Origin of the sequence: Lysobacter enzymogenes, assembly GCF_017168095.1 — a bacterium.
Lineage (GTDB): Bacteria > Pseudomonadota > Gammaproteobacteria > Xanthomonadales > Xanthomonadaceae > Lysobacter > Lysobacter enzymogenes_D.
In genome coordinates this window covers 20,211-45,776 of the sequence record NZ_LXSD01000595.1, presented here as the reverse complement: position 1 = coordinate 45,776, position 25,566 = coordinate 20,211, and the positions used below count along the sequence as shown (strand labels likewise).

General features: G+C 69.6%; 17 protein-coding genes. 9 read left to right on the top strand and 8 right to left on the bottom strand.

The annotated features are described in order from the left end of the window. Positions 1-4 precede the first annotated feature (4 nt). On the top strand, positions 5-1,618 hold the full coding sequence (locus A7A76_RS23235; RefSeq protein ID WP_206413534.1) for a DUF6519 domain-containing protein: 1,614 nt from the start codon (positions 5-7) through the stop codon (positions 1,616-1,618). A gap of 60 nt (positions 1,619-1,678) precedes the next feature. On the opposite strand, the gene A7A76_RS23230 is transcribed toward A7A76_RS23235, so the two are convergent. Together A7A76_RS23230 and A7A76_RS23225 are read right to left on the bottom strand one after the other, a co-directional pair. Next, a complete protein-coding gene (locus A7A76_RS23230) occupies positions 1,679-4,624 on the bottom strand; it encodes a TonB-dependent receptor domain-containing protein (RefSeq protein WP_241201151.1) in 2,946 nt (981 codons plus the stop codon). Between the two features lie 212 nt (positions 4,625-4,836). After that, entirely contained in the window at positions 4,837-8,205 is a 3,369-nt protein-coding gene (locus A7A76_RS23225; RefSeq protein ID WP_206413532.1) for a TIM-barrel domain-containing protein, read from the bottom strand. Positions 8,206-8,541: 336 nt separating this feature from the next. Between A7A76_RS23225 and A7A76_RS23220 the strand changes: the two genes are divergently transcribed. The 6 genes from A7A76_RS23220 to A7A76_RS23195 all read left to right on the top strand — a co-directional run bounded on the left by A7A76_RS23220 (position 8,542) and on the right by A7A76_RS23195 (position 14,517). Next, complete coding sequence (locus A7A76_RS23220) at positions 8,542-9,696, top strand: SIS domain-containing protein (RefSeq protein ID WP_206413531.1); 1,155 nt, start codon at positions 8,542-8,544, stop codon at positions 9,694-9,696. A 5-nt stretch (positions 9,697-9,701) separates the two neighbouring features. Next, positions 9,702-10,634 carry an ROK family protein gene (locus A7A76_RS23215; RefSeq protein ID WP_206413530.1) on the top strand — a complete coding sequence of 311 codons (933 nt, stop codon included), beginning with the start codon at positions 9,702-9,704 and terminating at the stop codon, positions 10,632-10,634. A gap of 41 nt (positions 10,635-10,675) precedes the next feature. Further along, positions 10,676-11,989, top strand: a complete 1,314-nt coding sequence (locus A7A76_RS23210; protein ID WP_206413529.1) for a D-tagatose-bisphosphate aldolase, class II, non-catalytic subunit — start codon at positions 10,676-10,678, stop codon at positions 11,987-11,989. A 42-nt stretch (positions 11,990-12,031) separates the two neighbouring features. Beyond that, positions 12,032-12,808 carry a DeoR family transcriptional regulator gene (locus A7A76_RS23205; protein WP_206413528.1) on the top strand — a complete coding sequence of 259 codons (777 nt, stop codon included), beginning with the start codon at positions 12,032-12,034 and terminating at the stop codon, positions 12,806-12,808. After that, a complete protein-coding gene (gene nagA, locus A7A76_RS23200) occupies positions 12,805-13,914 on the top strand; it encodes an N-acetylglucosamine-6-phosphate deacetylase (RefSeq protein ID WP_206413527.1) in 1,110 nt (369 codons plus the stop codon). The genes A7A76_RS23205 and nagA overlap by 4 nt, the downstream gene beginning before the upstream one ends. 282 nt (positions 13,915-14,196) lie before the next feature. Next, the gene (locus A7A76_RS23195) at positions 14,197-14,517 is read left to right on the top strand and encodes a hypothetical protein (RefSeq protein ID WP_206413526.1); all 321 of its coding nucleotides are present in this window, start codon (positions 14,197-14,199) and stop codon (positions 14,515-14,517) included. A gap of 151 nt (positions 14,518-14,668) precedes the next feature. Here A7A76_RS23195 and glk read toward each other — a convergent pair whose 3' ends face one another. The 6 genes from glk to A7A76_RS23165 form a co-directional block, all read right to left on the bottom strand. Beyond that, a complete protein-coding gene (gene glk / locus A7A76_RS23190; protein ID WP_206413525.1) occupies positions 14,669-15,652 on the bottom strand; it encodes a glucokinase in 984 nt (327 codons plus the stop codon). Beyond that, positions 15,652-17,436, bottom strand: coding sequence for a cellulase family glycosylhydrolase (locus A7A76_RS23185; protein ID WP_206413524.1), 1,785 nt, complete (start codon positions 17,434-17,436; stop codon positions 15,652-15,654). Before A7A76_RS23185 ends, glk begins: the two co-directional genes overlap by 1 nt. An 8-nt stretch (positions 17,437-17,444) precedes the next feature. Then, positions 17,445-18,458, bottom strand: a complete 1,014-nt coding sequence (locus A7A76_RS23180) for a cupin-like domain-containing protein (protein ID WP_428995225.1) — start codon at positions 18,456-18,458, stop codon at positions 17,445-17,447. Further along, the gene (locus A7A76_RS23175) at positions 18,442-19,194 is read right to left on the bottom strand and encodes a SapC family protein (RefSeq protein ID WP_206413523.1); all 753 of its coding nucleotides are present in this window, start codon (positions 19,192-19,194) and stop codon (positions 18,442-18,444) included. The genes A7A76_RS23180 and A7A76_RS23175 overlap by 17 nt, the downstream gene beginning before the upstream one ends. 156 nt (positions 19,195-19,350) lie before the next feature. After that, complete coding sequence (locus A7A76_RS23170) at positions 19,351-22,452, bottom strand: TonB-dependent receptor (RefSeq protein WP_206413522.1); 3,102 nt, start codon at positions 22,450-22,452, stop codon at positions 19,351-19,353. Between the two features lie 419 nt (positions 22,453-22,871). Beyond that, a complete protein-coding gene (locus A7A76_RS23165; protein WP_206413521.1) occupies positions 22,872-24,104 on the bottom strand; it encodes a S1 family peptidase in 1,233 nt (410 codons plus the stop codon). A 237-nt stretch (positions 24,105-24,341) separates the two neighbouring features. Between A7A76_RS23165 and A7A76_RS23160 the strand changes: the two genes are divergently transcribed. Continuing rightward, positions 24,342-24,920, top strand: a complete 579-nt coding sequence (locus A7A76_RS23160) for a glycosyltransferase family A protein (protein ID WP_206413520.1) — start codon at positions 24,342-24,344, stop codon at positions 24,918-24,920. 77 nt (positions 24,921-24,997) lie between these two features. Next, positions 24,998-25,552 carry a glycosyltransferase family A protein gene (locus tag A7A76_RS23155; protein WP_206413519.1) on the top strand — a complete coding sequence of 185 codons (555 nt, stop codon included), beginning with the start codon at positions 24,998-25,000 and terminating at the stop codon, positions 25,550-25,552. The last annotated feature ends 14 nt before the right edge of the window (positions 25,553-25,566 follow it).

Genomic DNA, 25,566 nt, shown 5'->3' with positions numbered 1-25,566 from the left:
AGACATGAAAGGCGACTTCTCGCGGGTGAGCTTCGACCCCCGCAACCATTTCAGCCAGGTGCTGCTGCAACAGGGCCGGGTCAGCCTGGACGCGGATCCCAACGAGCAGGGCGCGATCCTGCTGCATTACCTGCGCACGCTCGCGCGCGACCTGTTTGGCCCCTACGCCGCGCCGGTCGACAACGCCGGCTTCGACCTGCAGCTGCAAGGCGACAACGGCGCGCTGAGCCTGGCCATCGGCGCCGGCCGCTACTACGTGCAGGGCATCCTGTGCGAGAGCGAAGGCTGCGACTACATCGACCAGCCGCACTTCCGCCCGCAGCCGCAGGGCAAGGAGACCGGCTCCGGCGATCCGCTGCGGCGCTGGCTGGAATCCTCCAGCCGCGACGACGACGTCCGCTTCTGGGTCTACCTGAAAGTGTGGGAGCGCCATGTCACCAGCGTGGAATGGCCCTCGCTGCGCGAGGTCGCGCTGGGTGGGCCGGACACCTGCAGCCGCACCCAAGTGGTGTGGCAGGTGCGCGCGCTGGCGCTCGAAGAAATCGAAAGCGCGCTGAAGGACCGTTACGAGGCGACCAAGCAGCGCCTCGGTACGACCCAGGACGCCGCCGAACAGGCGCGCCTGCAACAGCGCCTGGACGATCTGCACGAGCGCATCGCCCAGTTGAACGAGGACTACCGCGGCGCCTGCGCCGCGCCGCTGGCGCTGTTCGAGCGCGACGCGCCGAGCCTGGCCGCGCGGCTGCAACCGCCCGAGCGCCTCGACGACCCGTGCATCGTCAGCCCCGATGCGGAATATCGCGGCGCCGAGAACCAGCTCTATCGCGTCGAGATCCACCGCGGCAACGAAGACGGCGCCGTCGCCACCTTCAAATGGTCGCGCGACAACGGCAGCGTGCTCACCCAGTGGATCGGCGGCGGCGGCAGCCGGCTGGAAGTGGCCAACCCGCGCGACTTCCGCAACGCGCAGTGGATCGAACTCAGCGACGAGGACGACGACCTGCTCGGCCAGCCCGGCTCGTTGTGCCGCATCGCCAGCGTCGAGGGCAACGTGCTGATCCTCACCGCCGAGCAGGACCGCCTCGCCGGCCCCGGCACCAAGGTGCGGCGCTGGGACCAGAGCGCCAACGGCGACATCCGCCTGCGCGACGGCGCGGTGCCGGTGACCGACAACAACGGCGACTACGAATGGATCGACCTGGAAGACGGCGTGCAGGTGCGCTTCGCCGCCGACGCCGATTACCGCAGCGGCGACTACTGGCTGATCCCGGCGCGCACCACCGGCCGCATCGACTGGCCGCTCGACGCCGCCGGCCAGCCGGTCTACCAGCCGCCGCGCGGCGCCGATGCGCAATACGCGCCGCTGGGTTTCGTCAGCCCGAATTCCGACGGCAACCCGAGCGCGGAAACGCCGTGCCGCTGCCTGGTGCATCCGACCAGCACCTGCGGCCTGCTGCAGGGCCGGGTGCGCGAGGACGCGGTGCGCGCGCCGGCCAAGCCGCAAACGAGCGACACGGCCGTCGCCGCACCGGCGCCGGCCGCGACGGCCAAGGCCGAGACGGGCAAGACCGCAGTCACCAAGACGGCCAAGAGCGCGCCCAGGCGCAAGGACGCCTGAGCGCGCCGCGCTCGTTGCGATGCGCGAACGCGCCGGCCGCAGCCGGCGCGTCGGGCCCGCTCAGAACTTGTAGCCGACGGTGAAGCTGTAGCTGCGCCCGAAGATGCTGGCGTAATCCGGCGAATCGCCGAGGAAGCTGTTCGGATCGTAGAACGGCAGACGGTCGAACAGGTTCTTGACCGTCACCCCGACGTTGAGCTTGTCGGTCGGACGCCAGTTCAGGCTGAGGTTGGCGGTCCACCACGACGGCGCGCCGTCGCACTGCGGCTTGGGCACCGGCAGGTAGCCGGCGGTGCAGGTCTGCTCGTTGTTGTCCTGCTCGTCGACGCGCTGGAGCGCCCACTTGGTGCCGCCGACGTAGTTGACGAAGACGCTGGTGGTGAACTTCTGGTAGTTCCAGTCGGCGTTGATCGTGGCGCGCAGGCGCGGGTTGTTGTAGTAGCCGACGGTGTCGCCGTAGAACCAGCCGCTTTCGTCGTCGAGGTAGGAGCGGTTGCGGCCGGCGATGGTCGCGGCCAGTCCGACGTTGAGGCTGCCCCACTCGCCCAGCGAGAAGCGGCTGCGCGCGTCGATGTCGAAGCCGTCGATCAGGGTGCGGCCGCGGTTCTTGTACTGGCCGACCACGCTGGCGACGTTGCCGACGGTGTAGCCCGGCAGCGTGCCCGGGCAGGCCACGCCGCTGGCCGGGTCGGCGCACATCGCCGCCAGCGCCGCCACCGCGGCGCGGTCGGAGTCGGTGATCGGCGAGCGCACCAGTTCGGAGATGTCCTGGATCTTGCTGAAGTCCGGCGCGGCGATTTCGTTGCGGCGGTAGACGAACCAGTAATCGGCCGACACCGACAGCCAGTCCAGCGGCTCGAACACGAAGCCCAGCGTGGCGATCTTGGCCTTCTCCGGCTTCAGATCCTGGTTGGGCTGGGTCATGCGCGCGACGGTGCGGCTGCAATCGGCGTTGAGCAGCGAATTGCCCAGGTCGACATCGCCGGCGCGGCGCGACTGGCGCAGCAGGTTGGCGATGGCGTTGGTCTCGCTGCAGCGCTGCTCGTCGCGGAAACCGCCGAGCTGGGCGAACACGCCGCCGGTGCCGGCCTCGGCCAGGCTCGGTGCGCGGAAGCCTTCCGAGTAGGTGCCGCGCAACAGCAGGTTCGGCAGCACCTGGTACTTCAGGCCGATCTTCGGCGCGACGTTGGCGCTGAAGTTGGGGTACTTGTCCACGCGCAGCGCGGCGTCGAGCTCGAGCTTTTCGGTGATCGGCGCGACGGTTTCGGCGAACAGCGCGTAGGTGTTGCGCTTGCCGTCGAACCACGAGCCGCCCTGCTGGGTGATCAGGCCGCGCGCGGCGTCCTCGTTGCCCGGGGTGTAGAAGGTCTCGCGGCTGATGTTGAAGCCGAACGCGGCGCGCATCTCGCCGGCCGGCAGCTGCGCCAGCGGGCCTTCGATCTTGCCGTCGAGGGTGTGCAGGCGGGTCCAGGACTGGATGTCGAAGGTCGGATAGGCCTCGCGCAGCAGCGCCGCGTTGGCCTCGCTGATCTCACCGAACTTGTACGCCGGATGGTCGGAGATGATGACCCGGCCGGTGCCCGGATCGACGGTGAACGGGCCGAACGCCTTGCGGAAACCGTCGAGGTTGACGTTGATGGTCTGGTAGGTGACCGAGTGGCTGCCGGCGGTGGCGAACGCGGTTTCCCAGTTCCAGTCGCCGAAGTTGCCGCGCAGGCCGCCGACGGCGCGATAGCTCTGGTCGGTGTTGCGCTGGCCGAAGTAGTTCTTGCCGGCGTCCTGCAGCAGGTATTGCAGGCCGACCACGCCGCCCATCATCGCCTTGAGCTCGGGGCTGGCGTGGTTGTACTCGTTGTTCGGGCCGAGGAACGGATACAGGAACTGGTTGACCGTGGCGCCGGTGTCGCGCGAGAACCAACTGGTCGGGTTGCCGGTGGTGGTGCTGAACGAGCGCGGCGTGCCGCCGTTGGCGCGCAGGTCGATGTCGGTGTAGGTCAGCTCGGCGAAGGCTTCGGTGCTCTCGCCGATCAGGAAATGGGCGTTGACGTAGCCGGTCATGCGTTCGGTCTGCGCGCCGGCGTCGATCTCGTTGTTCATCCAGGTCTGCCAGATGCAGCGCGGGCCGGCGGCCTCGCCGGTGAGCACGTTGTTGCAGCCCGGCGCGGCTTCCTGCCGGCGCGCGCCGGTGACCGGATCGAAGGCGAAGTAGGTGCCGGGGTTGAACTCGCCCGGCTTGCTGCCGGTGCCCAGGCGCAGGTTCTTCAGATAATTGGGGTTGTTGATGTAGTACTGGTTCGGGCGCTTGTCGTAGAAGTCGCTCAGCGGGATCGCGTCGCGGCGATAGAAGTTGAACGAGCCGTAGACGTTGTAGCGGTCGCGGTCGAGATCGCCGAAGCCGGCGGTGATGCTGGCCTGGTGTTCGCCGTAGGAATCGATGCGCGAGGAGGTGTCGGTGGTCGCGGTGACTTCGACGCCCTGGTAGTTGCGCTTGGTGATGACGTTGATCACGCCGGCCATCGCGTCGGTGCCGTACACCGCCGAGGCGCCGTCGGTCAGCACTTCCATGCGCTCGATCGCCGCGGCGGGGATCGAGTCGATGTTGACGAACTGGGTCTGGAAGCCGGCCGGCGCGCCGTAGTACGACAGGCGCCGGCCGTTGAGCAGCACCAGCGTGGCCTGCGCGCCGAGGCCGCGCAGGTTGGCCTGCGAGGCGCCGTCGGAACCGGTGAACAGCGAGCGCGAATCCTGTTGCGCCGGGCGCGCCGCCGGCAGGTTGTCGAGCACCTGCAGCAAGGTGCGCGCGCCCATGTTCTCGATGTCCTGCTTGCTGATCACCTGCACCGGCGAAGCGGTTTCCACGTCGAGGCGGCGGATGTTGGAGCCGGTGACCTGGATCCGCGACAGCTCGGTGGTCTTGTCCTTGTCCTTGGCCTTGTCGTCCGGCGCGTCCTGCGCGGCGGCGAAGGAGGCGTGGCCCAGCAACGCGGCGGCGAGCGCCAGCGACAGCGGAGCGACGGAATAACGCGCTTGAGTAGCGCGGGTGTGGCGGTGGGCGGGTTGACAGCGCGGGCGGCGGCTTGCGGGCGACATTCGGAACTCTCCTGGCAGGATCTGCGGCGCGGATGGCGGACGAAGGGCAACAGCGATCCCGGGCCGCGGCCGGTCGGCCGCAGTCGGAAGTGGGCGGGGGGAGGAGCGTCGTTACGTGGCGGGGAGCGTCATGGCGCGAGGATGCTGGCGGTATCGCCCTCCTGGCCGATCAGCGCGGCGTTGGCCCAGTTGGCGCAGACCTGGGCGGGTTGGCTGCCCTGCGCGCCGAGCGTGCGCAGGCTCAGCGTCGACAGGCCGCGGAGGTCGAGTTCCGGCTTGACCACGCCGGGCGCCTTGACCAGTCCGCTGTCGTAGAGAAGACGGCCGTCGCCCCAGACCTGGAACTGCAGGCCGCCGGCGGCGCGGCAGGCGTCGTCGATGCCCAGGTCCGCGCGCAGCAGGCGCCACTGCCCTTGCAGGCGCAGGTCGATGCGGCTGCTGGCGCCGACGCCGAGGCCGCGGCGGAACAGCAGGCCGTTCATGCGCAGCGGCTGCTCGCCGCGGAACGCGCGGTCGGCGCGCGCTTGTGCGGCCAGCGCGGCCGGCAACGGCAGCTCGGAGAGATAGCGTTGCTGTGCCGGCCGCTCCGGTTCCTGGTGTTCGAGAATGTGGAAGCTGGACAAGGCGATCGGGCCGACGTCGCGCGGCTGCAAGGCGTCGAGCGCGCGCGCGGCGCCGCCCTGCGCGGCGGCGACCATCGGATCGCTCGCCGAAGCGCCGTCGCCATCGGGGTTCTGCACGCTCAGCACGCGGAAGCGCAGCAGCCGGCCGGCACGCGCCGGGAAGTCGATGCGCTGCGTCTGCTGCTTGAGCTGCAGGCGGCCGCGCGCGACCGGTTCGCCCCACTCGCCGTTGCTGTCGCCGAGGTAGACCTCGTAATCGCGGATCTGGCCGTGCTTCCAGTTCTTGTCGTTGCGCGGCGCCAGTTCGATGCCGTCGATCAGCTTGCGTTCGCCGAAGCCGACCGTCCATTCGTGCGCGCCGGTGCGCACGGCTTGATTGCGCACGCTGCGGAACCAGGTGTTGGGATCCTCGTCGAACGCGTTTTCCAGCGCATGGCCGGGCTCTTCGGCCGGGCGGTTGACCACCAGCAGGCTGTCGGCCGGCAAGGCGCGGCCCAGCGCCGGCGCGGCCGGATAGGCATCGTCGGCGGCGGCCGCGGCAACCGGGATATCGAGCGCGAACTGCAGCGGCGTGCGGATGTCGGCGGCCGCGCTGCGCACGTGGACCGTGCCCTTGCGTTCGGCCGGATCGAAGTACCAGCCTTCCGGCGCCGCCTGCAGCGCGGCGGCGTCGGCCAGCTTCGGCAGCGCGCGGCCGTCCAGCGACACCGCGCGCGGCGCCTGCCGGCTGAGCACGCGCAGCGCGTAGCGGCGCTGCGGCAGCTGGCCCTGGTACTGGCCCTGCACCGCATCGATCGACACCGTGGTCGGGCCGCTGCCCGCGGCCGGCGCGCTCATGCGCACCTGCTGCGTGCTCGACTCGCCTTGTTCGTAGCGGCGGGTGTTGCCGTCGTCCTCGTACAGGCTGTAGTGCGATTGGCCCTGCGGGTAGAGATCGAACGTGATTTCGTCGAGCGGCTTCTCGCCGTCGTAGAGCATCGCCGGATGCATCGGCACGATCGCGCCGGCGCGCACGAACACCGGCAAGGTCGCCAGTTCGACCGGGCGGTCGAGCTCGCGCCCGGCCGCGCCGGCCTGCACGCTGCGGCCGTCCCAGTAATCGATCCAGCGCCCGGCCGGCAGGTGGATGCCGCGGCGCCAGCCGCGGCTCGCGGCCTGGCTGCGGTACACCGGCGCCACCAGCAGGTCGCGGCCGAGCAGGAACTGGTATTTGTAGGCCTCGTCGCGCGCGTGCGGGTCGCCCGGGTGGTCCCACATCAGCCCGCGCACCGGCGGCGCGCCGGTCTGCGCGGCCTCGCGCACCAGGCCGTACATGTACGGCGTCAGCCGCATCTTCAGCTTCAGATAATCGCGGTTGATGCTGCGGTAAGGCTCGTCGAACCACCACGGATGCTTGCGCGCGTTCGACGACCAGCCCGACATGCCCATCAGCACCGGCGTGAACGCCTTCCACTGCAGGTCGCGGGTGTAGGTTTCGGCGCTGCCGCCGAAGATCGCATCGACGTCGCCGGTGGCGTAGGCCATGCCCGACAGGCCGGAGCCGACCAGGGTCGGCACGTGCCAGCGGATGTAGTCCCAGCTCGCGCTCTGGTCGCCGGTCCAGGCCACCGCATAACGCTGAATGCCGGCCCAGCCCATCACCGTCCACAGGAACGGGCGCGAGTCGGAGTTGTTGAGGATGCCGTCGAACGCGGATTGATTCGCGTCCATCGCGAACTGATAGCCCTTGCCGGTCCAGGCCACGTCGAGCTTCTGCACCCGGCTGCCGGCGGTGCCGACTTCCCAGGCGATCTTGTCGACGCCGTTCTCGGTCCACAGGCCGGTGCGGAAGCCGTACTTGGCCAGCCCCTTCACCGTCTCGGGCAGTTGCTTGTAGCCGCAGCCGTAGCCGTCGTTGGGCAGGATCCAGCCGCCGGGCATGTCGTGTTCGCGGTATTGCCGCGCCACGCTCTCGACCACGTCGGGCGTGGTGCCGGTCGGGCCGTCGTGCCAGCCTTCCGGCACGGTGCCGGGTTTCTTGACGTTGTCGCCGTCGTTGTAGCAATCGGCGTCGCCGTAGGACAGCGCCCAGCGCGGCAGCATCACCGGCCGCCCGGTCAGGCGGGTGTAGCGTTCGAGCAGGCGCGGCAGTTCGCCGACGAAGTAATACGCGTCGAAGCGGTCCTCGCGGTGCAGCAAGGTGGCCTGGTCGTTCTGGCGCAGGTCGTAGCTGCCGTCGCTCCAGGTGTTGCGCAACATGCCCCAGCCGCGCGAGCTCAGCAGCATCGGCGCCGGGCTCGGGCGGTCGCCCTCTTCCCAGCCGCCGGAGTACGAGACTTCGACTTCGCGGCCCTTGAACTGGTAGCGGCCGTTCTGCTGTCCGCCGCCGTAGAAGGCTTCGTCGGCTTGCGAGGACAGCACCTGCACGCTCTGCGCCGGGTCCAGATCGAGCGGCTGCAGTTCCTGCCACAGCTCGGTGCGGCGTTCGCCATCGATGCGCTCCAGCCGCAGCTTCAGCGGCTGGCGCTGCACGTGCAGCACCAGCGCGGCGGTGCGTACGCGCAGCTCGGTGGCGTCTTCTTCCAGCACCGCTTCGACCTTGGCCGCCTTCTGCGGCAGCACGATCGGCGCGGCCTTGTCGCCGGCGCCGCCGAGCTTGCCGCCGCGGCCGGCCTGGACCCGCACGATGTCGTCGGCCAACACCTCGATGCGCAGCGCGCTGCCGTTGTCGCTGCTCAGCTCCCAGCTCGGCGTCGCGCCGGCGCCGGCGCGGACCGCGCGCAGGTTGCCGACCGGCTCGGCCGCGGCCGGCAACGACGACGCGCACAGCGCGGCGAAGATCGCCCCCGAGAGGATCGCGATCGACAGTCGCGGACGACGCACACGGAATTCCACCTTGCCCCCAAGGCCCGCGCGGCGGGCTTTCGAAAACCGAACAACGAACAGCGAGTGCGGCCGACTCTAGGCCAGGGTTTCGAAACCTGTCAATAAATTGAAAGGAAAAAGGAAGAATTTCTTCGACAAAACGAAAGTTTGTGCAATGCAATACTTTCCAAACCGCCGCAGAATCCCCGTTAAGCACTTAACGAAAGCCATCTTCGCTCCAGCTTTCGCTTTATCGCGGCCCGCCCGTACCCGAAGCCTGCTCGGGCAATTTCTTTTGTTTTACTTTCGATAATTGACTTTCCGAAAGAAAACGCAGATCGTGCCGTCGCTCAACAGGAATCTTTCATGGACGCCACTCCGCTTTCCGATTCGTACGCCTGGCAGCGCCTGGGCGGAGCCGACACCGCCGCCGAGATCGCCCAGCAGCCGGCGTTGTGGGAACACCTGGCGCACGACCTCGCGCAGGCGCGCGAACGCGTGCAGGCCTTCCTCGGCGACCGCCTCAACGATCCGAACCAGCGCGTGCTGTTCACCGGCGCCGGCAGCTCGGGCTTCATCGCCGACATGGTCGCCGACCGCATCAACGCGCAGTGGCCGGCCGAGGTGCGCGCCGTGCACACCACCAGCCTGCTGACCCATCCGGCGCTGTACCTGCAGCGCGACCGCCCGACCCTGCTGGTGTCGTTCGCGCGCAGCGGCTCCAGCCCGGAGAGCGTGGCCGCGGTCGAACTGCTGCGCGCGCAGGTCGACGATGCGCGCTTCCTCGACATCACCTGCAATCCCGACGGCGAACTCGCGCGCCGCGGGGCCGGGCGCGAGGACACCTGCACCGTGCTGATGCCGGCGGCGAGCTGCGACCGCGCCTTCGCCATGACCAGCAGCCTGAGCTGCATGCTGCTGGCGGCGCTGTGCGTGTTCGACGCCGCGCCGTGGCCGCAGCGCCTGGAGCATCTGCGCCAGGCCGCCGCGCTCGCGCGCGAAGGCCTCGCCCAGTGGGGCGCGGCCGCCGGCGCGCTGGCGCAGCGCCCGTTCGACCGCGTCATCTATCTGGCCAGCGGCCCGCTGGAAGCGCTGGCGCGCGAGGCCGCGCTGAAGGTGCTCGAACTCACCGCCGGACAGGTGCTGGCGCTGGCCAACACCCCGCTCGGCTTCCGTCACGGCCCCAAGTCGACCCTCGACGGCGACACCCTGGTGGTGGTGATCCGTAGCGCCCACGCATTGGCGCGCCGCTACGAACAAGACCTGCTCGACGAACTGCGCCGCGACGGCGTGGCCGGGCAGGTGCTGGCGATCGGCCCGCATTCGGACATCGGCGGCGACGACGAGCATACGCTGCGGGTGCCGCCGCTCGACGATGCCTGGCTGGCGCCGGTGTGGCTGAGCTTCGCCCAGATCTACGCCTTGCAGCGCTCCGCCGCGCTCGGCCTGACTCCGGACAATCCGTTCCCCGACGGCACCGTCAACCGCGTGGTCAAGGGCGTCACCATCCATCAGGGCTGATCGTCATGGCTGAACCTGCGCGCGCCGCCGTCGGTTACGGCATCGACATCGGCGGCACCAAGATCGAACTGGCCGTCTGCGATGCGGCGACGCGCGAGGTGCTGCACCGCCGCCGCATCGCCACGCCGCAGGGCGATTACGAGGGTTTCCTCGCCGCGCTGGAGAGCCTGCTCGCCGATGCCGATGCGCAACTCGCGCAGGCGGGCGCCGCGGTCGGCATCGCCCTGCCCGGCGTGCGCGACCGCCGCAGCGGCCGCCAGCTCAGCGCCAACGTGCCTGCATTGACCGGGCGCAGCGTGGCCGCGGACCTGCAGGCGCGGCTGCGCCGGCCGCTGTTCTTCGGCAACGACCTGCAATGCTTCGCCCTGTCGGAAGCGCACGGCGGCGCCGCGCACGGCTATCCGAGCATGTTCGGCGCGATCCTCGGCACCGGCGCGGGCGGCGGCTATTGCCTGGGCGGCCGGCTGATCGCCGGCTTCAACGGCATCGCCGGCGAATGGGGCCACTGGAGCGTGCCGGCGCATCTGCTGCAACGCCACGGCCTGCCGGTGCTGGACTGCGCCTGCGGCCTGCGCGGCTGCGTCGAGCGTTACGTCTCCGGCAGCGGGCTGGTCGCGCTGTACCGCCATTTCGGCGGCGAGGCCGCCGAGGCCGGCGCGGTGCTCGCGAACGCCGATGCCGGCGAGGCGCGCGCGCAGCAGGTGCGGGCGATCCACCTGGATCTGCTCGGCCACAGTCTGGCGGCGTTGATCCTCGCCTTGGACCCGCATGTGATCGTGCTCGGCGGCGGCTTGTCGCAGCACGCGCCGTTGTACGACGCCTTGCCCGCGGCGATCTGCGCGCATCTGTTCGCCGGCGTGCAGGTGCCGCCGATCGTGCCGCCGCGCTTCGGCGATGCCGGCGGCGCGCGCGGCGCCGCCCTGCTCGCGCTGTCTTGAATCGTTCCGGTTTTTAATCCGCCTTCGCTGGAGTTCCGCCCATGTCGCCCGTGCAATCGCTGATCGCTTCCCACCGCCAAGGCCGCAGCGTCGGCCTGTACAGCGTGTGCTGCAGCAACGAACTGGTGCTGCGCGCGGCGATGGACGTGGCGCGCCGCCACGACACCTTGCTGCTGATCGAGGCGACCTCGAACCAGGTCGACCAGTTCGGCGGCTACACCGGCATGACCCCGCCGCAGTACCGCGACTACGTGCTGCGGCTGGCGCGCGAAGAAGGCTTCCCGAGCGAGCGGCTGGTGCTCGGCGGCGACCACCTCGGCCCCAACGCGTGGCAGAAGCGGCCGGCCGAGGAAGCGATGGCGCATGCGCGGGTGCTGATCGAGGCCTACGTCGCCGCCGGTTTCCACAAGATCCATCTCGACTGCAGCATGTCCTGCGCCGACGACCCGACCCCGCTGCCCGACGCGACCGTCGCCGCGCGCTCGGCCGAGCTGGCGCGCATCGCCGAACGCACCGCCGCCGCGCACGGCCTGCCGGCGCCGGTGTACGTGATCGGCACCGAGGTGCCGGTGCCCGGCGGCGAAGCCTCGCTGGCCGGCGGGCTGCAGGTGACCACGCCGCAGGCGGCCGAACAGACCCTGGCGATTCACCGCGAGGCCTTCGCCGCGCCGGACCTGGCCGCGGCCTGGGAACGGGTGATCGCGATGGTGGTGCAGCCGGGCGTCGATTTCGACCACAGCAGCGTGCACGACTACGACCCGGCCGCCGCGCGCGCCCTGGCCGATTTCCTCGAACGCCAGCCGCGCATCGTGTTCGAAGCGCATTCCACCGATTACCAGCGCGAAGACGGCCTGCACGCGCTGGTGCGCGATCACTTCGCCATCCTCAAGGTCGGCCCGGCGGCGACCTTCGCCTATCGCGAAGCGCTGTTCGCGCTCGCGGCGATCGAGGCCGAACTGCTGCCGCCAAGCCAGCGCTCGGACCTGCCGCAAGTGCTGGAACGCTGCATGCTCGAGCAACCCAAGCATTGGCAGCAGCACTACCACGGCGACGACAACGAGCTGCGCCTGCTGCGCGCCTACGCGCTCAGCGACCGCTGCCGCTATTACTGGGGCGAGCCGGCGCTGGTGGCCGCGGTGCAGCGCCTGTTCGACAACCTGCGCGCGCATCCGGCGCCGCTGTTCCTGCTCAGCCAGTACCTGCCCGAGCAGTACCGCGCGGTGCGCGCCGGCGCGCTGGCCCAGTCGCCGGAAGCCCTGGTGCGCCACCGCATCGGCCTGTGCCTGGACGAATACGCCCGCGCCTGCGCCGCCAACGCCGCCGGCGCGCGCCCGGCAGCGGCGGCGAACGGCTAATACGGATAATCTTGGGCTTTCACCGCGGACCCGCCGATGGCCATGCGCAATACCCGATCCCGCCGGCAGCAGATCCTGCAGTGCCTGATCGAACGCGGCTCGGTGCAGGTGGCCGAGCTGGTCGAACGCTTCGAGGTGTCGGCGGTGACCATCCGCGCCGACCTCAGCCACATCGAATCGCAAGGCCTGGCCACCCGCACCCACGGCGGCGCGACCCTGGTGCGCACGCCGCCGCAGGAGCAGGACATCCATGAGAAGGATGCGCTGAACCTGCCGCTGAAGGAGCGCATCGGCGCGCGTGCCGCGCAGCTGGTGCAGGCCGGCGAGAACATCATCATCGACTCGGGCTCCACCACCATGACCCTGGCCCGCCACCTGCGCGGCCATCGCGACGTCACGGTGATGACCAACGGCCTCAACATCGCCTGGGAACTGGCCAACGCGCCCGGCGTGGAAGTGCTGCTCAGCGGCGGCCTGCTGCGCAAGCAGTCGCTGTCGCTGCAGGGCAGCCAAGCCGAGGCCAGCCTCAACGCCTACAGCTTCGACACCTTGTTCCTCGGCGTGGACGGCCTGGACCTGCAGTTCGGCCTGACCACCCACGACGAGGCCGAAGCCCGCCTCAACCACCGCATGGTCGAGCGCGCGCGCCGGATCGTGGTGCTGACCGACGCCTCCAAGTTCGGCCGGGTCAGCCTGCACCGCATCGCCCGGCTCGACCAGATCCACGCCATCATCACCGACCCCGGCATCGACGAGCGCTACCGCGAGGGGCTGCTGCGGCTGGGCATCGAAGTCATCATCGCCGAGCCGTTGCCGTGACCGAATCCAGCGCCCTGCAGGGCCGCATCCTCACCCCCGCCGGCTGGCGCCGCGGCCGCATCGATTTCGGCGCGCGGATCGAACGCATCGAAGACGACGGCGCGCGCGGCGACGCCGACGAGCGCATCGTCCTGCCCGGCTTCATCGACCTGCACGTGCACGGCGCCGCCGGCGTCGACCTGATGCAGGGCTCCGATGTCGCGCGCACGATCGCGCGCGCCCACGTCCGCTACGGCACCACCGCCTTGCTCGGCACCACCATGACCGCGGCCGAGGACGACATCGCCGCGGCGCTGCGCGGCCTCGCCGCGGTCATCGCCGCGCCCGACGCGGATGCGGCGCAGATCCTCGGCGTGCACCTGGAAGGCCCCTTCATCAGCCCGCACCGGCTCGGCGCGCAACCGCCGCTGACGGTGGAAGCCACGCTCGAATCGGTGCAGCGCCTGCACGCGCTGGCGCCGATCCGGGTGCTGACCCTGGCGCCGGAGATCGGCCGCCACACCGAGCTGATCCCGGCGCTGTGCGCGCTCGGCATCCGCGTCCAGCTCGGCCACAGCGCCGGCACTTACGAACAAGGCCTGGCCGCGTTGCGCGCCGGCGCGTCCGGCTTCACCCATCTGTTCAACGGCATGACCGGCGTCGACCACTACAAGCCCGGCATCGCCGCGGCCGCATTGGCCCACGCCGAATACGCCGAGCTGATTCCCGACCTGCAGCACGTGCATCCCGGCGCGATCCGCCTGGCCCTGCGCGCGATCCCGCGCCTGTACGCGGTCACCGACGCCACCGCCGCCACCGGCATGCCCGACGGCGAATACGCGCTGGGCTCGCAGCGCGTGCACAAGTGCCTGGGCTGCGTGCGCCTGGCCAGCGGTTCGCTGGCCGGCAGCGCGCTGACCATGGATCAGGCGCTGCGCAATCTGGTCGAAGTGGGGCTGGACCTGGCCGACGCCGCGCAGCGCGTCTCCACGTTCCCGGCCGACTACCTCGGATTGAGCGATCGCGGCCGGCTCGCACCGGGCGCGCGCGCCGACCTGGTGGTGCTGGACGCGCAGTTGCGCGTGGCCGAGGTCTATGTGGGCGGGCGCCGCATCGAGCCGGGCTGAGCCGTCCGCGCCCACGCCGGGGCGCCGCGAGATGTTCTCCGCGCGCAGGTTCCATCGCCAGCGTGTATCGCAAGCGCAACATCCGGCGCCCGCGTCCGGCCGTCCACGCTCCGCTGGTACGCCGCGCGCGCGCGTCCATCCGAAAGCCGGCGCCTTCCCGCTCCCTGCCCGCCCCGACTGCGTTCACCTTGGTTGCGCGGCGCACCGGCGCTTCGCCGGTTGCGCCCGCCGGAGCAGCGACCGCGCTGCCCGTTCGATCGCCACACGAACCAAGGAGCATCCATGAAGCAGTCATTGACGACCTTGTTGCCCGCCCGACTCTGCGCCGTTCTGCTCGGCCTAGCCCTGGCCGGCGCCGCCGTCGCCGCGCCGCCCGGCGGCATCGGCACCCAGCCGCAACCGCCGCAAACCGCCGGCACCTGGCAGGCGCGGGTGAAGTACCTCGCGCCGGGCACCGCACCCGACGGCCGCTACCTGACCTGGAAGTACGCCGACATCGTCGCCTCGACCCAGGAATACTGCGATTCGCAGCTGCAGTCGTGGTATTCCAGCGGCAACACGGTCGTGGTGGAGTACTGCCACTTCGTGCCGATCGGCGGCTGAACCCATTCGCGGCGTCCGCGTTGAGCGGATGACCGCAACGCCGCGGCGATGCCGTGCACGGCATCCGTCGCGGCGTCCGTGTCCCGTGCGGGCCGCGACGGCGGCGCGCACGGGATGCGATCGGCATCGATCGCATCGCCGCACGTGCGCGCTAGGCCGACGCGCTGTCGTAAGTCTCCGCCGCATGCGCCGCCGCGCCGAGCAAACCCGAGCACGCGTGCACCACCGCCAGCGACGGCACTTCGGCCATCGCCGGCGCGAACCGGCCCTTGGCTTCGAACGCGGCGCGGAAGCTGTCGGTCCGCAGCGCGTCGAGCAGTTTCGGCACCACGCCGCCGGCGAGGAATACGCCGTCCCACGCGCCCAGGGTCAGCACCAGGTCGCCGGCCATCGAGCCGAACGCGGCGCAGAACAGTTCCACCGCATGCCGGCAGCGCGCGTCGCCGGCCGCGGCCTGGGCGTTGATCTGCGCCGGCGACCACGGCTGCGCGGCGACGCCGTCGAGCTCGCACACCGCGGCGTAAAGATTCGCCAATCCCGGACCCGACACCAGGCGCTCGCACGACACCCGCCCGTAGCGCCGCATCAGGCATTCCAGCACCTGCAGATCGCGCGGCCGCGACGGCGCGAAACCGGCGTGGCCGCCCTCGGTCTCCAGCGCGAAACAGCGGCCGTTGCGCACCAGCAGCCCACCCACGCCCAGGCCGGTGCCCGGGCCGATCACCGCATAAGTCTGCGCCGCGCCCATGTCGAAACCGGGCCAGCCGACCGCGCCGACCGCGACCACGTCGTCCGCGCGCAACCGCGAGATCGCCATCGCCTGCGCAGCGAAGTCGTTGATCAGCGCGATCCGCGGCGTGCCCAGCGCCGAGCCGATCTCCGGCGCGCGGATCTGCCAGGGATGGTTGGTGATGCGCGCTTCCTCGAAGCGCACCCGCCCGGCCACGGCGAACACCGCGGCGTCGGCGCGCTCGCCCAGTTCGTCGAGGAAATGCCGCGCGGCCTCGGCCGCGCTGGCGAAGTCGGCGGCCGCGTACTCGCGCACGCTCTCGTGCAGCAGCCGCTCGCCGCGCGCCAGTTCGGCGATGGCGAAGCGCGCGTTGGTGCCGCCGATGTCGCTGACCAGCACGCGCATCAGCGCACCCGCGCGGCGGCCGGCGCGAACCGCAGCGCCGCCGGCTCCGGCGCGCCCGATACCGCTTCGAGCACCAGCGTGTTGCGTCCGCGCTGCAATGTCGCCCGCTGCGCTCGATCCGCCTCGAACGGCGCCAATGCATCGCCGTTGAGCCGGACCCGCAACGCGCCCGCGCCGCTGCCGCGCCAGCTCAGCGCATAGTCGCCGGCGGCCTCGGCCTGGATCGTGTACTTGAGCCATTCGCCCGGCTGCATCGCCACGCGCACGCGTTCGCCGTCGCCATCGCGCAGCAGATCGACGCCGTCGTTGCGGTACAGCTGCGACGGGTTCCAGTCGGCGTTGGGCTTGCCGCTCTCGTTGGCCGCGCTGTGGTCGAAATAGGCCACGCCGTTGCGGCCCATGTCGAAGTCCGCCGCCGCCAGTTCGCCGCCGTCGCGGCCGATGCGGTGCGGCTTGAATGGGAGGCTGCGGTCGTCGTGCGGCGCGCGCAGCCAGGCATCGGCGACGTCGGGATGCTGGCGGTTGTTTTCGAACCGGATGTCGCGCCGGGCCAGGGTCAGCAGCGCCTCGCGCGCCTGCGCGGGTTGCGGCCGCGGGCCCTTGCCTTCCCAGTACGCCAGCACCTTTTCGTAACCGGGATTGGCGATCACCTGCAGCGGATTGTTGTAGCGCAGCTTCTTGACCGGCCAGTTGGCCCAGCCGATGCCCTCGCCTTCCACCGTCGCCACGGTACGGGCGAACCAGTCGTTGGAGTTCTCGCCGGTTTCGCCCAGCCACAGCGGCACGTTCCAGCGTTCGCGCAGGGCCAGGTGCTCGGCGATGCTGTCGCGGCCGGTGCCGTTCCAGTACTTGTGGAAGCTCAACACCAGGTTGTCGTCCCACAAACCGGCGTCGAGCACGCCGCGGTAGTTGTTGCCCCAGCAGTTGCCTTCGACGATCAGCAGGTGGCGCCGGTCGACTTCGCGGATCGCCGCGCTGATGCGCACCAGCAGCTCGCGCAGCGGCGCGTTGCCGGTTTCCTTGCAGCCGTGCTTGTCGGCGGCGTCGGCGAAGCCCCAGTTGGGCTCGTTGATGAGGTCGTAGCCGGCGACCGCGGGCTCGTCGCGGTAGCGCCGGGCCAGTTCCCGCCACAGCGCCACGGTCTTGTCGCGGTGGGCCGCGTCGTCCCACAGCGACGCTTGCGCCGGGTCGCGGTCGGAGATGTTGAGATCGTTGCCCTGCCCGCCCGGCGCCGCGTGCAGGTCGAGGATCACGTACATGCCGTTGGCCTTGGCCCAGGCGATCAGTTCGTCGGTGCGGCGGAAACCGTCCTCGCGCCAGGTCTGCCGCCCCGGCACCGGCTCGCGCGCCGTCGGCAGGGTGTAGAGCTCGTAGTGCATCGGCAGGCGCACCGAGTTGAAGCCCCAGGCCGCGAGCGCGTCGATATCGTCCTTGGTCACGTAGTTGTCGAGCCAGGCGCGGTAGAACGCTTGCGTGTCCTGCTCGCCGATCAGATCGGCGATGCGCGCGCGGATCGCGTGCTGCATGCCAGGGCCGCTGACGCCGAGCATATAGCCTTCCTGCAGCATCCAGCCGCCGAGGCCGACGCCGCGCAGGATCACCGGCCGGCCTCGCTCGTCGACGATGCGCGGGCCCTGCGCGCGCAGGAAGCCTTCGGCGCGGCCCGGCAGCGGCGCCAGCAACAGCGCCGCCGCCAGTGCGGCGAAACCGGCGGCCGCGCGTACGCCGCAGCGGAGCCGGCGTGTCGCGGGCCGGCCAGCCGCGGATTCGTTGGTATCGTGCATGACGCTCCTCAACGGTTCAGACCTTGCAGCAGCCGCGCGCGCAGTTCGCGCGAGCGCGCCTCGTCCAGCGGCGCAAGGACGCCGCGTACGGCCTCGGGAATATGCGCGGCGGTCTGCGCATCGGCGTCGAACACGTAGTGGCGGAACGCCTCGCGCCAGATCTCGCGCTGCGCCGGCGGCAGGTCGCGCACGCTCATGATCGCGTGCAGCAGCGCGTTCATCGGCGTGTCCATCCAGCGCGGCGACTGCCGCCACCAGTAGTTGACCAGCACGTTGAACGCATCCAGCGCCTGCATGCGGTGCCACCACATGCTCGGGATCAGCAGCGCATCGCCCGGGCCGAGTTCGGCGCTGACGGCGTGGCGCATCGCCTCGGCGAAGCGCGGAAAGCGCTGCAGGTCCGGCGCGTCGAAATCGACCAGGCTGATCGCCTGACCCGCCGGCGTGCGGTCGAGCGGGCCGATGTACAGGTTCTGCAACTGCTCCGGCGGAAACAGCGTCGCGCGGCGGCGGCCGGCGACCACGCAGGCGATGTTGTCGGGCACGTCCTGGTGCGCGGGGATGCGGGTGCGGTTGCCGATCCAGATGCTGGCCAGCGGCTGCAGCGCGCCGAAGCCGAGGTCGTTGCGCTCGCGCAGGCCCGGCAGCCAGGTGTCGATCGTGGTCGAGCCGAGGTAAAGGGTCGGCGCCGCGGCATCGTCGGCGTAGCGCAGCAGCGCGTCGAGCACCGCCGGCAACGAAGCCTTGTGCTGGGCAAAGCCGAAGCCGAGCAGGTCCGGTCGATAGCCGATGTGGCCGCCGGCTTCCGGCGGCGCGACGCTGACCGTCGCCGGCGCATCGCTGGCGAAGCCGGCGAGATAGGCGGCCGCCTCGCGCATCGACGCGGCCCCGGCGCGGGCCAGCGGCCAGTGCGCGACCAGGCCGCGCAGCACATAGGGCCGAGTCGAAGTCAGCACGTGCTCGGGCAACGCCGCCGCATCGACGCCGTGCAGTTCCTCGATGGGTTCAGCGGCCGGCAGCATGGCGGCGGCTCAGGCGTTCGATCAGGTCGCGCAGTCGCGACTGCGACGCCAGCGCCATGTAGATCGCTTCCAGGTAGCCGGCTTGCGCCAGCGCATGCAGGTCCGCCGCGCCGAGCGCGCGCAGCGCGCGTTCGTCGATGGTGTGGAACCCGGACAAACGGTGCTGGGTGTGTTGGTCCAGGCGGATGTCGAGCGCGAACGGCTCGAGCAGGTGCAGGCGCCGCAGCGCGGCGATGAATCCGGCTTCCTCGCGCAGCCCGTCGTGCAGCGCGCGCAGCAGCGAGGCGGCGCGCTGCAGGAATTCGCTGCTGCCGCCGTGTTCGAGGAACAACGGCTCGCCGCCGCGGCCCTCGCCGCGCACCACGCGCGGATGCGCCAGGTCGATGTGCAGCATCGGTTCGTCTTCGGCGATGCCGATCAGGAACGGCAGGCGCTCGATCGCCATCGGCAGGTAGTGCGCGTCCCAGCGCTCGCCGGCGCCGGCGAGCGCATCGCGCTCGAGCGCATCGTCTTGCAGAAACAGGTTCTCGCGCGGCCGCAGCCCCAGCAGCGCCAGCGAGCGGAAGCCGCCGTCGGCGGTCTGCTGGAACACGATGGGATAGTGCGCCTGCAACGCGCGGAATTCGCCGAAGAAGGTCGGCGCCAGCATTTCGTCGTCGCCGTAGCGTGCGCCGCGCGCGACGATCACGCGCAAGTCGTGGTGGTCGACGTTGTTGAGCAGAACGGCTTGCGACATCGCGATGTCCAGGGTCGTGGCCGGCCGCGCGAGGATATCGCGCGGCCGGATGGCCGGTCGGAAGCGGCCCGTCCGGCGCGTCGCCGGACCGGCCCGGTCGATTCCGCGCAGCCGCCGCCGGCGATGCGCCGGCGCGGCCCCGCGCGAGCGCCGCGATCAGAACTTGTAGCGCACCCCGAACATGTAGCGCGGCCCGTACTGGTCGAACGAGTACAGCTGCCGGCTGTTGCGGCCGCGCGTACGCATGGTCTCGTCGGTCACGTTGATGCCTTCCAGCGTGAACACCAGATTGTCGGACACCGCGTAGCTGACGTTCATGTCGAGCTGGCCGTAGGCCTCGACATAGATCGGGTTGGCGCCCTTGCCGTCGCCCAGGTTGGTCAGGAACTGATCGCGCCAGTTGTACGCCGCGCGCGCCTGCCACGGGCCCTTTTCGTAGAACGCGACCAGGTTGGCCGAGTCGCTCAGGCCGGTCATCGCGAACTGGGTGCCCAGGCTGCCGTTCTTGTAGGTCAGGCCCGAGTCGACGATGGTGTAGTTCGCCGACAGGCCGAAGCCGGACTGGCCGAACACGTGCTGGATGTTGAACTCCCAGCCGTCGAGGGTATCGGAGCGGTTGTTGACCGGCTGGGTGATGTTGAACGCCAGCACCGGATCGCCGCTGAGGCCGCTGACCGTGCCGGTGGCCATGCCGTTGGAATCCACACCGGTCTTCACCACGCCGGGCTGGCCGTTGTAGGTGTTGAGGATGTAGTTGCGGATGCACGGCCGGTCGGTGCTGGCGCAGCCGCCGGCGGAGATGGCCGCGTTCCAGTAGTTGCCGCCCGACGGCGTGTGCAGGTCCGGATACGGCGTCTGCTTGCTCACCTGGTCGGCGATGAAGTTGTTGATCTTCTTGCGGAAGTAGCCGGCCGACAGATAGCTGGATTCGCCGTAGTACCACTCGTAGGACAGATCGAAGTTGCGCGATTCCAGCGGCTTGAGGTTCGGATTGCCGGCGCTGCCGCCGCCGCCGTCGAAGCGCGCCTGGCCGCCGACGCTCAGCGCCGGGTTGAGGCTGCCCCAGTTCGGCCGGCCGATCGACTCGCCGTAGCTGGCGCGCAGCTTCATGCTGTCGTTCAAGTCCACCGAGACGTCGAGGCTGGGCAGCCAATACTTGTAGTCGCCGTCGAGCTCGCGGAACTGCGAGCCGGAATAGCGGATGATGAATTCGTTGGCCGCGACCCAGTCGATGCCCACCGGCGCCGGCTGCAGCGCCGACGCCTTGACCTTGGTGCGCTCGTAGCGCACGCCGGCGGCGACGTTGACCGGCAGCTTCCAGTCGAAGGTGCTGCTCCACTGCAGGTAGAAGCTGCGCGATTCCTCGCGCACCCGGCTGTCGCCGACGGTGCGGTTGGCGGCGCTGCCGGGCACCGCCGCGCCGGTGTAGTCGAACGAGGCGCGGTAATCGTCGCGCACGCCCTTGCCGCTGGCGACCCAGGCGTCTTCGGCGAGCTGGCGCACGCGGTCGAAGTCGAAGATGAAGAACGCATCGGTGAAACGCGGATCGTTGGCGCCGCCGACGCCGCGGAAGTAGTCGCCCATGTGGGCGAGCTGCCAGACCGAGTCGGGGTAGTCGTTCGGGCTGGTCGCACCGCCCCAGGTGTCGAGCTGGACGTGGGTGAAGGCCGAGCGGTTCTTGTAGTCGGTCGAGGCGACGCCGAAGCTCAGCTTGTTGTAGTCGCCGAACTTGTACTCGCCGCTGGCCTGGAACTGCTCGATTTCGGCGCGCTCGCGCTCGTTGCGGAACACCGAGCCGGTCACCAGCATCTGCGCCGGGTCGATCGCGTTCATGCCGTTGGGCAGCAGCAGGGTCAGCACCGGGAAATCGCGGCTGAAATCGAGGATGTTGCCGGCGCGGAAGAAGCCGGCGCTGGCCAGGGTGTTGTTCGAGCCGTAGGGGCTGTCGGGCGAGGAATCGGCGGTGGAACGGTGGTAGTCGAAGTTCAGGTTGAAGTCGTCGCTGAGCTTCCAGTCGACGTTGAGGCCGATCGACTTGTTCTCGCGCTTGACCGCGCTCTTGCCGGCGCCGTTGGCGAAGTCGGACAGGCCGTTGTAGCGCTCGTCGTAGATCAGCGGCGAGGAGCCCGAGCCCTTCGTCCACGAGCTCAGGCCCGGGGTGAAGTTCAGCCACACCGACATGTCGTGGCGCATCTGCTCGATCTTGTTCTGCGAATAGGTGTAGTCGAGCGTGGTGGTGAGGTTGTCGGTCGGCGCCCACTGCAGGGTCAGCTGGCCGTTGATGCGCTCGCGCTTCACCGAGTTGACGCTGTAGCCCAGGCTCTGCGGCATCGAGTAGACGTCGGTCGGGCCGGGCCGGTTGGTGATGTTCTCCGAGCCCGGCTGGCCCGGCAGCGGCAGCGCCGAGCCGCCGCCTTCGCCGCTGGCCAGCGGCGTGTCGATGAAGGGCCGCCAGCCGTTGCCGGAGGCCACGAAGGCCGAGGCCGAGCCGGATTCGCGCTTGAGGTAGTTCGCGCTCAGGCCGATGCCGAAGCGGCCGTCGGCCGAGGTCGCGCTGAAGATGCCCGAGGCATCGGGGGTGACCGAATCGCCCTTGAGATCGCCCGGCAGATCGTCGTCGGAGGTGTCCCAGATGCCCTTGACGCCGACGTTGGCGTGCACGCCGGGATTGTCCAGCGGCCGCGCGGTCTTGATGTTGATGGTGGCGCCGATGCCGCCGGTGGGCGTGCTGGCGCGGCTGCTCTTGTACACCTCGACCGCCGAAATCGATTCGGCGGCCAGATCGCTGAATTCGAACGCGCGGCTGCCGGTGGCGGTCGGCATCTGCCGGCCGTTGAGCAGTACCAGATTGAAGTCGGGGCCGACGCCGCGCACGGTCACGCGCGAGCCTTCGCCGGCGTTGCGGTCGATCGACACGCCGCTGATGCGCTGCAGCGCCTCGGCCAGGTTGGTGTCGGGGAACTTGCCGATGTCCTCGGCGACGATGCCGTCGACGATGCCCTCGGCGTCGCGCTTGAGGTTCATCGACGAGGTCAGGCTGCCCTTGATGCCGGTGACGACGACGGCGTCGAGCGTCCTGGCGTCGTCGCCGGCGCCGGGCCGGCTCTGCTGTCCCGCCTGCGCCGGCGCATCGGCCTGGGCGTTGGCGCCGGCCTCGGCCGCCGGTGCGGTGCTTTGCGCATACGCCGGCTGGCCCAGGGCCAACAGCAATGCGGACGTCAACACAGTGCGCTTGGCGGCGCCGCGCGTTTGCTTCATCGAAACTCCTCCCCAGGATTCCACGATGCACGGGCGGGCCGATCCCGTCCCGCCCCCTTGGTTGCTGCGGGGCGATTTGACGCGCGCATGACAGCGCTGTCAATTATCTGGACAAAAGTGCTACCGGCATCAAGGAGAAAGCGGTTTCTCGGCCGTATTCCTTGCGGCGGCGCAGCATGGGCCGCGTGGATCGCGGCTCGGGATTGGCGTATACGGATCGGCGCCTTCTGCGGCGCGCGCCGTTTTGATGCGCCGCCGCATCGCGGCTGCCGAGCGCATGCGGTGGCGGCTGTGCGATAGGCAACGCGCGACAGGCGCACGCGCGGCGACGGTCGAACAAGAAGAACCGTGGACACGACACGCAGCGGCGCGGAACGGCCGCGCCGCGGCCGCTGCGCTTACGGCATGATCGGCGCGTATCAGCCCACGGCCAGGACCAGGCCGAACTCGCTCAGGATCGGGTTGATCGGATCGAACCAGGATCTGCGCTGCGACGCCGGCATGTCGCAATTGTGGCCGGCGCTGGATACGCCGCTGTTGCCGGACTGGATGCCCTGCGCCTGCCCGAGCGGGTCGATCCACGGCCCGCCGGAATCGCCCAGGCCGGAACAGTTGTTGCCCTCGCTCATGTTGTAGAGCGCGCCGATCGGATAATTCACCGTGACTTGCTTGGCCGTGATCTGCCCGCAGCGATATGCCGTCTTCGGCCCGGCACGGCAGACCGTCGCCCCGATCGGCGCCTCGGCCGAACCTTTGACGGCGATGTAGCCGCCGTTCCAGTCGTAGATCTGCGCCGAAACGGCATACGAGGCCGACGAGCGGATCCAGCCCCGGTCCGCACCGGGGAACCTGGAGTTCTCGAACACGCCGAAGTAGGTCCTGCCGATGCCCGACCAATCCACGTCGATCCGATCCGGCGCGGTTCCGCAATGGCCGGCGGTCACCACGCCGGGAGCCGCAGCCTTGTAGGCGGCGAAGCCCGAGGTGCAGCCGCCGCCGGAGGCGGTGATGTACGAGATCCCGCCGTAGATCCAGTTGGTCGGCTGGGGCACGCCATCCATGTATTCCAAACGCATCGCATCGATGTCGGCGCCGCTCGCGGCGATGAAATCGGCCAGTTCCGGCCCGGCGTCGCGGGCGATGCGGACGACGACGCGGTTGCTGACCGGATCGACATGCCAGGTGTGGATACCGCGCAGCGGCTTGTGGATACCGATACGTCGCGATTTCAGCGCCTCGTCCAGGCGTTGCTTCGAAGCCTGCAGCCGACTCCAGCGATACCGGACCTGGCGCACTTCGACGCTGCCGCACAACTCCGAACAGGAAACGCTGGCGCGCTGGCGCCCCGAAGTCGCCACGACCAGCCGGGACACGCCATCCGGCGCGCGCTCGATCCAACTGCCGGCGAAATCCTCGCCGAATTCGCGGCGGATGCGCGCCTCCTCGGCGCCAGCGTGGCGTTGCACGCGCAGCAGCCGCGGCAACTGGGCCGGCGAAATATCCAGGTCGCGCGACAGGGCGTTCGTCAGAACCGGATCAGCGAGCGTCGGAGCGGCGCGCGCGTCGGCTTCGGCCGCATTCGCGGCGGGTGCGGCCAGAGCGATCAGGCATGCGATGGAAAACAGCGACGCGCGAACGAGAGACTGCGGCATCGTTCAACCTCCTTGCTGTGGGATGTTCCTGTGAGACGACATCGTCGCCCACAGCGAAGCATCGACGTCGGACCCACGTCACGGGACGAGAGCCGCATCGCATTTCGACTGGCCGACGCATCGCAGTGTTACGCCCGCGCTGCGGGGGGCGCATCGAAGATTCGGACCGGTCCGATGGTGCGTTGGGAGGCAGGCAGGGACGATGGGCGATCTCTCCGCACGGATAGACTGCATTCGATGAGCCAGATCGACATTCACATGCTCGTGCTCGGCAACGAACGAGCGGATTGGTTGGAGCAGGCCGTTCGCTCCGTACCGACCGACCTGTGCAAGCTGCATGTGGTCGACGGCGTTCCCGGCCACATCGGCCAGGCTCGTGTGCGCGCCTATCAATTAGGGAATGCGCCCTTGGTCGGCTTCATCGACCCTGACGACTGGTTCGCGCCCGGCGCCGTGGAGCAATGCCTGGAGTTCTTGCGGCATCGGCCGCGATGCGCGGGCGTCGCCACCTGGGAAATCGTGATCGACTATTTCGCGCGCCGCTGTTATCCAGCGCGCGGCAAGCACGGCCTGAAACTGTACCGCCGGGATTGGATCGCCCGCCATTACGAAGAAATGGCTTCGGACCCGGCGCAATCGACCGACATCCGCATCGCCATGAAGCCCGAGATCGTCGAACTGCCGCTGATCGGCCGATACTGGCGCAAATATCCCAGCGAGGCCTTCCGCATCCGCAAACGCCTGGGACTGCATGCGCGGATGCCGGACGAGGTCGATCTGTCCGACGATTGGCTGCCAGACGAAATAACATGTTAGATCTGCCTTTCAGGCATGGAAAATAAGCCTTCCGCCTGCGATGCTGACCTGCAAGAACCGGCATCCAGGGAAAGGCCGTGAGCAAGATCGACGTACACATGCTGGTGCTGGGCACCGAGCGTCCCGACTGGAAAGCGCAGGCGATCGCCTCGATCCCGACCGACATCTGCACCCTGCGCATCGTCGACGGCATCCCCGGCCACATCGGCCAGGCGCGCGTGCGCGCCTACAAGCTCGGCGACGCGGAGTTCGTCAGCTCACTGGACCCGGACGACTGGGTCGAACCCAACACCTTCGAGCTCTGCCTGGATTTTCTCGAACGCCACCCGCGCTGCCCGGGCGTGGTGTCGCTCGAGATCGTCCACGACTACTTCAAGCGGCGGACCTATATGACCCGCAACAAGCACGGGCTGAAGGTGTATCGGCGCAAGTGGTTGGAGACGCGGTATTTCGAGATGGAGGACGATCCGGCGGTGTCGACCGGGATCAAGACTTCGTCTCGGCCGGAGGTGTTGCAGTTGCCGGTCGTGGGTTTGCATTGGCGGAAGTATCCGAGCGAAGCGTTTCGTCTACGCAAGCAATTCGGCCTACACCTTGACCAGCCTATAGAAATAGAATTTCCTGATGAATAGGTGAATGGTATCGA

Bases quoted from the DNA above. Each gene is read 5' to 3' on its own strand.
- A7A76_RS23235 (WP_206413534.1), top strand. From the start codon at position 5: ATGAAAGGCGACTTCTCGCGGGTGAGCTTCGACCCCCGCAACCATTTC.
- A7A76_RS23220 (WP_206413531.1), top strand. From the start codon at position 8,542: ATGGACGCCACTCCGCTTTCCGATTCGTACGCCTGGCAGCGCCTGGGC.
- A7A76_RS23215 (WP_206413530.1), top strand. From the start codon at position 9,702: ATGGCTGAACCTGCGCGCGCCGCCGTCGGTTACGGCATCGACATCGGC.
- A7A76_RS23210 (WP_206413529.1), top strand. From the start codon at position 10,676: ATGTCGCCCGTGCAATCGCTGATCGCTTCCCACCGCCAAGGCCGCAGC.
- A7A76_RS23205 (WP_206413528.1), top strand. From the start codon at position 12,032: ATGCGCAATACCCGATCCCGCCGGCAGCAGATCCTGCAGTGCCTGATC.
- A7A76_RS23195 (WP_206413526.1), top strand. From the start codon at position 14,197: ATGAAGCAGTCATTGACGACCTTGTTGCCCGCCCGACTCTGCGCCGTT.
- glk (WP_206413525.1), bottom strand. From the start codon at position 15,652: ATGCGCGTGCTGGTCAGCGACATCGGCGGCACCAACGCGCGCTTCGCC.
- A7A76_RS23185 (WP_206413524.1), bottom strand. From the start codon at position 17,436: ATGCACGATACCAACGAATCCGCGGCTGGCCGGCCCGCGACACGCCGG.
- A7A76_RS23180 (WP_428995225.1), bottom strand. From the start codon at position 18,458: ATGCTGCCGGCCGCTGAACCCATCGAGGAACTGCACGGCGTCGATGCG.
- A7A76_RS23175 (WP_206413523.1), bottom strand. From the start codon at position 19,194: ATGTCGCAAGCCGTTCTGCTCAACAACGTCGACCACCACGACTTGCGC.
- A7A76_RS23170 (WP_206413522.1), bottom strand. From the start codon at position 22,452: ATGAAGCAAACGCGCGGCGCCGCCAAGCGCACTGTGTTGACGTCCGCA.
- A7A76_RS23165 (WP_206413521.1), bottom strand. From the start codon at position 24,104: ATGCCGCAGTCTCTCGTTCGCGCGTCGCTGTTTTCCATCGCATGCCTG.
- A7A76_RS23160 (WP_206413520.1), top strand. From the start codon at position 24,342: ATGAGCCAGATCGACATTCACATGCTCGTGCTCGGCAACGAACGAGCG.